Origin of the sequence: Streptomyces sp. NPDC057002 (genome assembly GCF_042673825.1) — a bacterium.
Classification (GTDB): Bacteria; Actinomycetota; Actinomycetes; order Streptomycetales; family Streptomycetaceae; genus Streptomyces.
This window is the reverse complement of sequence record NZ_JBHURZ010000010.1, coordinates 233718-245666: the sequence shown is the minus strand read 5'-3', so window position 1 is coordinate 245666 and position 11949 is coordinate 233718. Positions and strand designations below refer to the sequence as shown.

The 11949-nt window shown below is 72.2% G+C and carries 10 protein-coding genes and 1 riboswitch; of the genes, 8 read left to right on the top strand and 2 right to left on the bottom strand.

Annotated elements, in window-relative coordinates:
• The first annotated feature begins 122 nt into the window (after positions 1–122).
• The 4 genes from ACFT32_RS38705 to ACFT32_RS38690 all read left to right on the top strand — a co-directional run bounded on the left by ACFT32_RS38705 (position 123) and on the right by ACFT32_RS38690 (position 4947).
• A complete protein-coding gene (locus tag ACFT32_RS38705; RefSeq protein ID WP_382498532.1) occupies positions 123–1505 on the top strand; it encodes a M16 family metallopeptidase in 1383 nt (460 codons plus the stop codon).
• Positions 1502–2890 (top strand): M16 family metallopeptidase, encoded by a 1389-nt coding sequence (locus ACFT32_RS38700; protein WP_382498531.1) that lies wholly within the window; start codon positions 1502–1504, stop codon positions 2888–2890. Before ACFT32_RS38705 ends, ACFT32_RS38700 begins: the two co-directional genes overlap by 4 nt.
• 203 nt (positions 2891–3093) lie before the next feature.
• A riboswitch (cyclic di-AMP (ydaO/yuaA leader) is annotated at positions 3094–3258 on the top strand.
• Between the two features lie 12 nt (positions 3259–3270).
• Positions 3271–4056 carry a M23 family metallopeptidase gene (locus ACFT32_RS38695; protein WP_382498529.1) on the top strand — a complete coding sequence of 262 codons (786 nt, stop codon included), beginning with the start codon at positions 3271–3273 and terminating at the stop codon, positions 4054–4056.
• Positions 4057–4251: 195 nt separating this feature from the next.
• The gene (locus ACFT32_RS38690; protein ID WP_382498527.1) at positions 4252–4947 is read left to right on the top strand and encodes a GntR family transcriptional regulator; all 696 of its coding nucleotides are present in this window, start codon (positions 4252–4254) and stop codon (positions 4945–4947) included.
• Between the two features lie 147 nt (positions 4948–5094).
• On the opposite strand, the gene ACFT32_RS38685 is transcribed toward ACFT32_RS38690, so the two are convergent.
• Entirely contained in the window at positions 5095–5376 is a 282-nt protein-coding gene (locus ACFT32_RS38685) for an HPr family phosphocarrier protein (RefSeq protein WP_003993478.1), read from the bottom strand.
• A gap of 179 nt (positions 5377–5555) precedes the next feature.
• Here ACFT32_RS38685 and ACFT32_RS38680 point away from each other — a divergent pair, with 179 nt between their 5' ends.
• From ACFT32_RS38680 to ACFT32_RS38665, 4 genes are read left to right on the top strand one after another with little or no spacing between them, the layout of a single operon-like run.
• The gene (locus ACFT32_RS38680) at positions 5556–8378 is read left to right on the top strand and encodes a GNAT family N-acetyltransferase (RefSeq protein WP_382498525.1); all 2823 of its coding nucleotides are present in this window, start codon (positions 5556–5558) and stop codon (positions 8376–8378) included.
• A gap of 51 nt (positions 8379–8429) precedes the next feature.
• The gene (locus tag ACFT32_RS38675) at positions 8430–9017 is read left to right on the top strand and encodes a DUF5998 family protein (protein WP_382498523.1); all 588 of its coding nucleotides are present in this window, start codon (positions 8430–8432) and stop codon (positions 9015–9017) included.
• A complete protein-coding gene (locus tag ACFT32_RS38670; protein ID WP_382498522.1) occupies positions 9017–10213 on the top strand; it encodes an alkaline phosphatase family protein in 1197 nt (398 codons plus the stop codon). The genes ACFT32_RS38675 and ACFT32_RS38670 overlap by 1 nt, the downstream gene beginning before the upstream one ends.
• Before the next feature lie 44 nt (positions 10214–10257).
• On the top strand, positions 10258–10908 hold the full coding sequence (locus ACFT32_RS38665) for a thymidine kinase (RefSeq protein WP_382498520.1): 651 nt from the start codon (positions 10258–10260) through the stop codon (positions 10906–10908).
• Positions 10909–10923: 15 nt separating this feature from the next.
• Here the strand turns inward: ACFT32_RS38665 and ACFT32_RS38660 are convergent, their stop codons facing one another.
• Positions 10924–11727 carry a VOC family protein gene (locus tag ACFT32_RS38660; protein ID WP_382498518.1) on the bottom strand — a complete coding sequence of 268 codons (804 nt, stop codon included), beginning with the start codon at positions 11725–11727 and terminating at the stop codon, positions 10924–10926.
• Positions 11728–11949 lie beyond the last annotated feature (222 nt).

The following is an 11949-nucleotide window of genomic DNA, read 5'->3' as shown; positions in this document are numbered from 1 at the left end:
TCCGTCTCGCTCTCCGCGTACGCGCCCGGGAACTTCACCAGCGCTTCGCGCGCTTGCATACAGTGGCAGGACCGGCAGGAATCCGCGGTTGGAACGACCGCACCGCGATCGAAGGGACGTACATGCCCATGGGTCACACGGCCACAGCCCAGGCAGGCTCCGGGGGCCTGACAGCGACCGAGCACCGCCTGGCCAACGGCCTGCGCGTGGTGCTCTCCGAGGACCACCTGACCCCGGTCGCGGCGGTGTGCCTCTGGTACGACGTCGGCTCGCGCCACGAAGTCAAGGGGCGTACCGGCCTGGCTCACCTTTTCGAGCATCTGATGTTCCAGGGCTCCGCCCAGGTGAAGGGCAACGGACACTTCGAGTTCGTCCAGGGCGCGGGCGGCTCGCTGAACGGCACCACCAGCTTCGAGCGCACCAACTATTTCGAGACCATGCCCGCCCACCAGCTGGAGCTCGCCCTCTGGCTGGAGGCCGACCGGATGGGCTCCCTGCTGTCCGCGCTCGACGACGAGTCGATGGAGAACCAGCGCGACGTCGTCAAGAACGAGCGCCGGCAGCGCTATGACAACGTCCCCTACGGCACCGCCTTCGAGAAGCTGACCGCCCTCGCCTACCCGGAGGGCCACCCCTACCACCACACCCCGATCGGCTCGATGGCCGACCTGGACGCGGCGACCCTGGAGGACGCGCGCGCGTTCTTCCGCACCTATTACGCGCCGAACAACGCCGTGCTCTCCGTGGTCGGCGACATCGACCCGGAGCAGACCCTGGCCTGGATCGAGAAGTACTTCGGCTCCATCGCGGGCCACGACGGCAAGCCCGCTCCGCGTGACGGCGCGCTGCCGGAGACCATCGGCGAGCAGCTGCGCGAGGTCGTCGAGGAGGAGGTTCCGGCGCGCGCCCTGATGGCCGCCTACCGGCTGCCGCACGACGGCACGCGCGCGTGCGACGCGGCCGACCTGGCCCTCACCGTCCTCGGCGGCGGCGAGTCCTCCCGTCTCTACAACCGCCTCGTACGCCGGGACCGTACGGCCGTGGCGGCCGGGTTCGGCCTGCTGCGGCTCGCCGGGGCGCCCTCGCTGGGCTGGCTGGACGTGAAGACGTCCGGTGACGTGGAGGTGCCGGTCATCGAGACCGCCATCGACGAGGAGCTCGCCCGGTTCGCCGAGGAGGGCCCCACGGCCGAGGAGATGGAGCGCGCCCAGGCCCAGTTGGAGCGCGAGTGGCTGGACCGGCTCGGCACGGTCTCCGGACGCGCCGACGAACTGTGCCGGTACGCCGTGCTGTTCGGCGACCCGCAGCTCGCCCTGACCGCCGTGCAGCGCGTGCTGGACGTCACGGCGGAGGAGGTCCAGGAGGTCGCCAAGGCCCGGCTGCGGCCCGACAACCGCGCGGTGCTCGTCTACGAGCCCGTCTCCGACGAGACCGGCGAGGACGCCGAAAGCACCGAGGACACCGCAGCCGCGGCCACGAACGAGAACGAGGAGGCGGCCAAGTGACCGAGCTCGCCACGATGGACTTCCACCCGCAGCCGCAGGCGGGCGACGCCAAGCCGTGGGCCTTCCCGGCCCCCGAGCGCGGCACGCTCGACAACGGCCTCACCGTGCTGCGCTGCCACCGCCCCGGCCAGCAGGTCGTCGCCGTGGAGGTGCTGCTGGACGCGCCCCTGGACGCCGAGCCGGCCGGCCTCGACGGGGTGGCCACGATCATGGCCCGGGCCTTCTCCGAGGGCACCGACAAGCACTCCGCAGAGGAGTTCGCCGCCGAGCTGGAGCGCGCCGGCGCCACCCTCGACGCGCACGCCGACCATCCGGGCGTCCGGCTGAGCCTGGAGGTGCCGGCCTCCCGGCTCGCCAAGGGGCTCAACCTGATCGCCGACGCCCTCAGGGCGCCCGCGTTCGCGGACAGCGAGGTCGAGCGGCTGGTCGACAACCGCCTCGACGAGATCCCGCACGAGCTGGCCAACCCCGCCCGCCGTGCCGCCAAGGAGCTCTCCAAGGAGCTGTTCCCGGCGGGCGCGCGCATGTCGCGGCCCCGGCAGGGCAGCGAGGAGACGGTCGCCGCGATCGACTCCGCGGCCGTACGCGCCTACTACGAGAAGCACGTCCGTCCGGCGACGGCCACCGCCGTGGTCGTCGGCGACCTCACCGGCATCGACCTCGACGCGCTGCTCGGCGACACGCTGGGCGCCTGGACCGGCTCCTCGGCCGAGCCGCGTCCGGTGCCGCCGGTGACCGCCGACGACACGGGCCGGGTCGTCATCGTGGACCGCCCGGGCGCCGTCCAGACGCAGTTGCTGATCGGCCGGATCGGCTCGGACCGGCACGACCGCGTCTGGCCCGCCCAGGTGCTCGGAACGTACTGCCTCGGTGGCACCCTCACCTCCCGCCTGGACCGCGTCCTGCGGGAGGAGAAGGGCTACACCTACGGCGTACGGGCGTTCGCCCAGGTCCTCAGGTCCGCCCCGGACGGGACCGGTGCCGCGATGCTCGCCATCAGCGGTTCCGTGGACACGCCCAACACCGGCCCCGCCCTCGAGGACCTCTGGACGGTGCTGCGCACCCTCGCCGCCGAGGGGCTCACCGACGCCGAGCGGGACGTCGCCGTGCAGAACCTGGTCGGCGTGGCACCGCTGAAGTACGAGACGGCGGCGGCCGTCGCGAGCACGCTGGCGGACCAGGTCGAGCAGCACCTGCCCGACGACTACCAGGCCGCGCTGTACCGGCAGCTCGCCGCGACCGGCACCGTGGAGGCCACCGCGGCGGCCGTCAGCGCCTTCCCGGGGGACCGTCTGGTGACCGTCCTCGTCGGCGACGCGGCGCAGATCAAGGGCCCGGTCGAGGCCCTCGGTATCGGCGAAGTCGCCGTGGTCGCCGCCGAGTAGCGGGACGCGAGCGGCACGCGCGCGCAGGGGCCCTGGTTGTCTTCTAAGGCACCAGGGCTCCTTTATGCCCGAATTGGGATAGGAGTTGCCCGTCTGGCCTGTGGGATGCGCTACAAAAGCCGGGATCCGTTTGGGAATTGAAAGTGGCGCCGCTTAGCGTCGTCCGGGCTGTTCGTCAGGCAGTGCGCCGCACCCGCGGCACCGGACAGTCATCGCCGAGTCCCCGTACGGCGCGAGCCAGGGGAGCCGGGGACCCACCGCAGTCCCTGGGGTGAATCGGACGCCCGCGCGAGTCGCGAGGGGGTCCGTAGGAGACCTTCCTGCTCCGAACCCGTCAGCTAACCCGGTAGGCGAGAGGGAAGGAAAGGATCAGCCACTACATGGCGTTCACACGCGCCACCGGGAAGCACCGTCGTCCCAGCCGGATCCAGCGTCGCACGGCCCGCGCGGCGGGCGTCGCCGCCCTCGCCACCACCGGCGTCGTCGGCACCGTGGCCGCCCCGGCCTTCGCCGCGGAGCCCGCTGTCGAGCAGACGGGCCTCACTCCGGTCGTGACCATGGGCGACACCGTGGCCCAGAAGATCGACGCCCAGGCCGTCGCCCAGAAGCAGGCGGCCGAAGAGGCCGCCGCCAAGAAGAAGGCCGAGGAGGCCGCCCGCAAGCGCGCCGCCGAGGCGGCCAAGGAGGCCAAGGAGCGCGCTGAGGAGGCCCGCGAGGCCAAGGAGCGTGCCGCCCGCGAGGCCGAGCGCAAGCGCCTCAACACCTTCGTCTCCCCGATCTCCGGCTCGTACGTCTCCACCGGCTACAAGACCGGCGGCGCCGTCTGGTCCTCCGGCAGTCACACCGGTGTCGACTTCCACGCCTCCAGTGGCACGGCCGTCCACTCGGTCGGCATGGGCGAGGTCGTCGAGGCCGGCTGGGGCGGTTCCTACGGCAACCAGGTCGTGATCAAGATGAACGACGGGACGTACACCCAGTACGGCCACCTGTCGTCCAGCAGTGTCTCGGTGGGCCAGAAGGTCACCCCCGGCCAGCAGATCGGCCTGTCCGGCGCGACCGGCAACGTCACCGGCCCGCATCTGCACTTCGAGGCCCGCACCAGCCCCGAGTACGGCTCCGACATCGACCCCGTCGCCTACCTCCGCTCGCACGGCGTGGACGTCTGAACGTCCGACGGCGACTGCTCCGCTTCCCGAAAGCCCCGGCTCCCCGAGCCGGGGCTTTCGGCGTTCGCCACGGCCGACTGTCCAAAAAATATCCCTGGATTCCTGCCCGCCGTCGGAAATTCCGGCTCATTGCAATAGAGTCACGGAACACACGTCACCAGTCGACGTTTCACGGGGATTAAGCGGAGGTCGGTCATGCGTATTCCCGCGCACTCGGTGTGCACGGCCATCCGGGACGACATCGTCGCGGGTGTCTACGAGCGCGGCAGCCGGCTCACCGAGGAACTTCTCGCGCGCCGCTACGGCGTCTCGCGCGTCCCCGTCCGGGAGGCCCTGCGCACTCTGGAGGCCGAGGGCTTCGTGGTCACCCGGCGGCACGCGGGCGCGTGCGTCGCCGAACCCACCGAACAGGAGGCCGCCGACCTGCTGGAGATGCGCATGCTGCTGGAGCCGCTGGGTGCCGCCCGCGCCGCCCAGCGCCGCACCGAGGCCCATCTGAAGGTCCTGCGCGGCCTGGTCAGGCTCGGCCAGGAGCGCGCCCGCCGGGGCAACAGCGACGACCTGCGCTCGCTGGGCGGCTGGTTCCACGAGACGCTCGCCCAGGCCTCCGGCAGCCCCGCGCTGACCTCGATGCTCACCCAGCTCCGGCACAAGATCGCCTGGATGTACGCGGTGGATCCACCGGCCGGACCCGTGGAGTCCTGGGCCGAGCACGGCGCGATCGTGGACGCGGTGGCGCGCGGGGACAGCGAGCGCGCGCGGGCGGTCACGGCGCTGCACACCGAGCGCGCGACGGCCGCGCACCGGCTGCGTTTCGGCTCCGCCGGGGAGCGCGCCGAGCGTGTGAGGAACTCGCAACATGCCGTAAACACGGCAAGCCTGCGGCATTAACACGAGAGCCGTATACAAAGAGTGGGAAATTCGCGGGGGATTATTTCTGCTGCCCGCCGACAGGAAATGCACGGAAAAGGCGAAGGGCTCGCCCGAGGAATTCGGACGAGCCCTTCAGGGTGCGCCTGGTCAGACGCGGGGAATTACTCAGACAGTCTCGGGCAGTTCCTCCAGGCCCTCGGAGACCAGCTTGGCCAGCCGGTCCAGGGCGGCGTCCGCGCCCTCGGCGTCGGAGGCGAGGACGATCTCCTCGCCGCCCTGGGCGCCCAGGCCGAGGACGGCCAGCATGGACGCCGCGTTGACGGGGTTGCCGTCAGCCTTGGCGATCGTCACCGGGACGCCTGCGGCCGTGGCGGCTCGGACGAAGATGGAAGCGGGGCGGGCGTGGAGGCCCTCGGCCCAGCCGACGTTGACGCGGCGCTCAGCCATGTGTTGCTGCCCTTCGGTGTTCAGGGTTGTCTAGACCAGTTTCCCATAACGTGAAGCTGTGCCCGAGCGGTCCTGATGACCCGCCCCGGGGTGACGTCGGATCGCGGCCTCGACCCGACTGACGCCCTCCACAGATTGCCTCGCGCCCGTTGTCAGGCGCTAGCCGTACTCTGGGGCCCATGCAGACCTCGCCGGACCGGCACGAGTATCCCGCCCACTGGGAAGCCGACGTGGTGCTGCGCGACGGTGGTACCGCGCGCATCCGGCCCATCACCGTTGATGACGCCGATCGCCTGGTCAGCTTCTACGAGCAGGTCTCCGACGAGTCGAAGTACTACCGCTTCTTCGCGCCGTACCCTCGCCTGTCCGCCAAGGACGTCCACCGCTTCACGCACCACGACTTTGTGGACCGGGTGGGACTCGCGGCCACGGTCGGCGGCGAGTTCATCGCCACCGTACGCTACGACCGGATCGGCGCCGACGGAACGCCCGCGTCGGCACCGGCCGACGAGGCCGAGGTCGCCTTCCTGGTCCAGGACGCCCACCAGGGCCGCGGCGTCGCCTCCGCCCTGCTGGAGCACATCGGCGCCGTCGCCCGGGAGCGCGGCATCCGCCGCTTCGCCGCCGAGGTGCTGCCCGCCAACAACAAGATGATCAAGGTGTTCACGGACGCCGGCTACACCCAGAAGCGCAGCTTCGAGGACGGTGTGGTCCGTCTGGAGTTCGACCTCGAACCCACCGACCGCTCCCTCGCCGTGCAGTACGCGCGCGAACACCGCGCCGAGGCCCGGTCCGTCCAGCGGCTGCTCGCGCCCGGCTCGGTCGCCGTCATCGGCGCCGGGCGCACACCGGGCGGCGTGGGCCGCAGCGTCCTCGGCAACATCCGCGACGCCGGGTTCACCGGCCGCCTGTACGCCGTGAACAAGGCCCTCCCCGAAGGGCAGAAGGAGCTCGACGGGGTGCCCGCCCACCGCTCGGTGCGCGACATCGACGGCCCGGTCGACGTCGCGGTCGTCGCCGTACCGGCCGAGTACGTCCCCGAGGTCGTCACCGAGTGCGGCGAGCACGGCGTACAGGGGCTCGTCGTGGTCTCCGCCGGGTACGCCGAGAGCGGCCTCGAGGGGCGCGAGAGCCAGCGCGCACTCGTGCGCCAGGCGCGCACGTACGGCATGCGGATCATCGGGCCGAACGCCTTCGGCATCATCAACACCTCCCCGCGGGTACGGCTCAACGCCTCCCTCGCCCCCGAGACGCCCCGTCCGGGCCGGATCGGCCTGTTCGCCCAGTCCGGCGCCATCGGCATCGCCCTGCTCTCCCGGCTGCACCGCCGCGGCGGCGGCGTCACGGGCGTGACCGGCGTCTCCACCTTCGTCTCCTCCGGCAACCGGGCCGACGTCTCCGGCAACGACGTACTCCAGTACTGGTACGAGGACCCCGACACCGACGTCGTCCTCATGTACCTGGAGTCCATCGGCAACCCCCGCAAGTTCACCCGCCTCGCCCGCCGGACGGCAGCGGCGAAACCGCTGGTCGTGGTCCAGGGTGCGCGGCACGCGGCCGCTCCCCAGGGGCACGCCGTCCGGGCGACCCGGCTGCCGCACGAGACCGTCTCAGCCCTGCTGCGGCAGGCCGGTGTCATCCGCGTCGACACCATCACCGACCTGGTGGACGCGGGCCTTCTCCTCGCCCGCCAGCCCCTGCCCGCCGGGCCCCGGGTGGCGATCCTCGGCAACTCCGAATCGCTCGGCCTGCTCACCTACGACGCGTGCCTCGCCGAGGGCCTGCGGCCGCACCCCCCGCAGGACCTGACCACGGCGGCGTCCGCGGCGGACTTCCACGCGGCCCTCTCGCGCGCACTGGCCGACGACCGGTGCGACGCGGTCGTCGTCACGGCCATACCGGCGGTCGGGGAGGTCTCGGTCGCGGACGCGGCCCTCGCCGAAGCCCTGAGGTCGGCATCGGCCGCCGCCCCGGCCAAGCCCGTCCTGGTCGTGCACGTGGAGCTCGGCGGCCTGGCCGAGGCCCTGTCGGCGGCGGCGAGCACGGCACCACAGGCAGAATCAGGCATTCCGCCGCAAACCACCCCGCGTCCGTCTCTCACCGAAGAACGACCTCCTGCCGTCGAGGCCCCCGAAGGCGCCCACCTCATCCCCGCCTACCCCGCCGCCGAGCGCGCCGTCCGCGCCCTCGCCCAGGCCGTCACGTACGCGCAGTGGCGGCGCGACGCCGCCGACCCCGGCAAGGTGCCCGAGTACGACGACATCGACCAGAGGGGCGCCGCCGCGCTGATCGACGGGCTGCTCGCGCGTGGGCAGGGACTCACGCTCGGCACGGAAGAGACCTGCGACCTGCTCGGCCACTACGGCATCCACGTCCACCGCGCCCTGCCCGCCCCGACCCCCGACGCCGCCGCCGAGGCCGCCCGCACCCTCGGCTACCCCGTGGCCCTCAAGGCCACCGCCCCGCACCTGCGGCACCGCGCCGACCTGGGCGGCGTCCGCCTCGACCTCGCGGACGAGGAGCAACTACGGCGCTCGTACACCGAGTTGACCGAGCTGTTCGGCGCACCGGACGAGCTGCGCCCCGTGGTGCAGCGGATGGCGCCACGCGGAGTGGACGTCGTCGTACGGGCCGTCATCGATCCCGCGGCCGGAGCGGTGCTCTCCTTCGGGCTCGCCGGAGCCGCCTCACAGCTGCTCGGGGACACCGCGCACCGGCTGATCCCGGTCACCGACCGGGAGGCGGGCTCGCTGGTGCGGTCGATCCGCACCGCTCCTCTGCTGTTCGGCTGGCGAGGCTCCGCACCGGCCGACACCCGCGCCCTTGAGGAGCTGCTGCTGCGCGTGTCCCGGCTGGTGGACGACCACCCCGAGGTCGTCGCGGTCACCCTGGAGCCGGTCGTCGTCGCCTCGCACGGCCTGAGCGTCCTGGGCGCCTCCGTCCGCCTGGCGACACCGCCCGCCCGCGACGACCTCGGCCCCCGGACCCTCCCCGCATACTGACGGGGGGCGAGCTGTGCCTCGCAGTCAGTGGGCCCCCGTAGGATGGGCGTCATGGCCAAGACCAGTACGACGACCCAGGGGCTGCGGGCGGCGATCGAGCGCAGCGGCTACTACCCGGCCCTCGTGGCCGAGGCGGTGGAGGCCGCCGTGGGCGGCGAGCCCATGCGGTCGTACCTGGTCCACCAGGAAACGACGTTCGACCAGAACGAGGTGCGGCGGCACGTGACGGTGCTCGTCCTCACCGACAACCGCTTCATCGTCAGCCACACCGACGAGCAGGCCGCCGACGGCACCTCCCCGACGCCGTACGCCACGACGTCGACGGAGTCCGTGAAGATCGGCCGCATCTCGTCGATCGTGGTCAGCCGGGTCGTCGCCAACCCGGAGTCGTACAAACCGGGCACCCTGCCCCGCGAGGTCGTCCTCACCATCGGCTGGGGCGCCGTCTCCCGCATCGATCTGGAACCGGCCGCCTGCGGCGACCCCAACTGCGAGGCGGACCACGGCTACACCGGCAACTCGACGGCGGACGACCTCAGCCTGCGCGTCAGCGAGGCCGGGGACGGACCGGAGACCGTGCGCCAGGCACTCGCCTTCGCGCAGGCCCTCTCCGAGGCGACCGCGGACGCCACCCGCTGATGGCACAGCCCACGACGGCCTGGGACCACTATCCCGAACCGCTCACCGTCGCTTCCGCACCGGTCCCCGAGTACGGCAGCGGCTCCCTCGCCGACCTGCTGCCCACCCTGGCCGCCGGCATGGGCGTGCCGGGAATGAGCGCCGCGATCTCCGAGCTGACCCCCGCCGACCGGAACTGCGTGTTCCTGATCGACGGCCTCGGCTGGGAACAGCTGAGGGCGCACCCCGAGGACGCCCCGTTCATGGCGTCCCTGCTCGCGACCTCGCGCGGCGGCACCGGGCGCCCGCTCACCGCCGGCTACCCGGCGACCACCGCGACCTCCCTCGCCTCCGTCGGCACCGGCCTGCCGCCCGGCGCGCACGGCCTGCCCGGCTACACCGTGCGCAACCCGGACACAGGCGAGCTGATGAACCAGCTGCGCTGGCAGCCGTGGGCCCCGCCCGGCCCGTGGCAGCCGTACCCGACGGTGTTCCAGCTGGCGCACCAGGCGGGTGTGCACGCCGCGCAGGTGTCGTCCCCGACCTTCGAGAACACCCCGCTGACCAAGGTCGCGCTCAGCGGCGGAACGTTCCTCGGGCGGCTGCCCGGCGAGGACCGCGTCGACCTGGCGGCCGAGCAACTGGCCGCGGGCGACCGCTCCCTGGTGTACACGTACTTCGCCGAGGTCGACGGCGCAGGCCACCGCTACGGCGTCGACTCCGACACCTGGCGCGGCCAGCTCATGTACGCCGACCGCCTGGTCCAGCGCCTCGCCGAGCAACTGCCGCCCCGCAGCGCCCTCTACGTCACCGCCGACCACGGCATGATCGACGTGCCGTTCGACGAGCAGCACCGCATCGACTTCGACGAGGACTGGGAGCTGAGCGCCGGAGTCGCCCTGCTCGGCGGCGAGGGCCGCGCCCGGCACGTCTACGCGGTACCCGGTGCCGCGAACGACGTCCTGACCTGCTGGCGCGAGGTGCTCGGCGAGCAGTTCTGGGTCGCCTCACGCGACGAGGCCATCGCGGCGGGCTGGTTCGGCCCGCGGATCGACGAGCGGGTGTACGGCCGTATCGGCGACGTGGTCGCCGCCGCCAGGGACGATGTCCTGATCATCGCCTCCCGGCGGGAGCCCAACGAGTCGGCGATGGTCGGCAACCACGGTTCGATGACCCCTGCCGAGCAGCTGGTCCCCCTGCTCGAAGTACGCTCCTGACGTCCCGCCACATCCCCGCTTCACCGAAAGGTGCTCACCTTCCCATGCCCGAGCTGGTGTTCTTCTCCGGAACGATGGACTGCGGGAAGTCGACGCTGGCTCTCCAGATCGAGCACAACCGCTCGGCGCGCGGCCTGGCGGGCATGATCTTCTCGCGCGACGACCGCGCCGGCGAGGGCAAGCTGTCCTCGCGCCTCGGTCTCGTCACGGACGCGGTGGAGGTCGAGGACGGGCAGGACCTCTACGCCTACCTCGTCGACCACCTCTCGCAGGGCGGCCGCGCGGACTACGTGATCGCCGACGAGGCGCAGTTCCTCGCGCCGGAGCAGATAGACCAACTCGCGCGCGTGGTCGACGACCTGGGCCTGGACGTCTACGCCTTCGGCATCACGACGGACTTCCGCTCCAAGCTGTTCCCCGGCTCCCAGCGGCTGGTCGAACTGGCCGACCGGGTCGAGGTGCTCCAGGTCGAGGCCCTGTGCTGGTGCGGCGCCCGTGCCACGCACAACGCCCGGACCATAGGCGGCGCCATGGTCGTCGAGGGCGCCCAGGTGGTCGTCGGCGACGTCACCCACTCCGGCGACGAGGTCGGGTACGAGGTCCTGTGCCGCCGCCACCACCGCCGCCGGATGACCGCGGCGACGGCCCACGCGGCCGCCCTGTCACCGGACGTGCTGCCGATGTCGACCGCCTGACCGCCCGGCAGCACGTCAGCGTTCCCGCTGCAGCAGAGCGAACCGCGCCCCCTCCGGATCCGTCACGGTCGCCACCCGGCCGTGCGCGGTGTCGTGGGCCGGCCTGAGGACGTGCCCGCCCAGGTGGACGAGATGGTCCAGGGTGTCGTCGAGGTCGGCTGCCTGGAAATACGTCACCCAGTGCGGACCCCGGTCACGCGGCAGGGACTGACCCAGGCCGTGGATGCCGGCGACTGGCTCGCCGTCGCTGAGCAGGGTCACGTAGTCGAAGTCGGCGGACACCACCGGCTCCTCCTCGTAGCCGAACACCGTCTGGTAGAACTTGGCGACGCTCGCCGACTCGAAGGTCAGCAGCTCGTTCCAGGCGGGCGTGCCGGGGACGCCCGAGACGGCAGTGCCGAGATGCGCGGCGGCCTGCCAGATGCCGAAGACCGCGCCCGAGGGGTCGGAGCCGATCGCGAGGCGGCCGGCGTCGGAGGCGTCGAGCGGGCCGACGCCGATCGTGCCGCCGCGGCTGCGCACCGTCTCGGCCGTCAAGTCCGCGTTCCGGGAGGCGAAGTAGGGCGTCCACGCGATGGGCAGCTGACGGTCGGGTGGCAGCTGGCCGAGGCCCGCCACCTCGCGTCCGTCGAGCAGCGCACGTACATACGGGCCGAGTTGCTGCGGGCCGGGCCGGAACTCCCAGCCGAACAGCGCCCCGTAGAACTCCTCGGTCGCGGCCAGCCCGTGCACCATCAGGCTCACCCAGCAGGGCGTGCCGGGCGTGTGCCGAGCGGGCGCTTCGCCGTTCGGGCCGGCGGACTCCCGTGCGTCGGTCATTGTCACTCTCTTCTCGGCCTCGCGGTGGCCGTGCTCTCCGCAGCCCTCGTGGGGCTCGCCCTGTGGGGCGACCGGTGTCCGGGAGAATGCCCGATGTGCGGGGCGCTGTCCCTTGCGGCGCGCTTATCGGCACGTGTCGTTCAGCTGTACAGCATGTGCTCGCTCCCGTACGCCACGTGATCGTCCCGGTCCGGCCGAGCAGAGTAGCCGGACACGGACGGC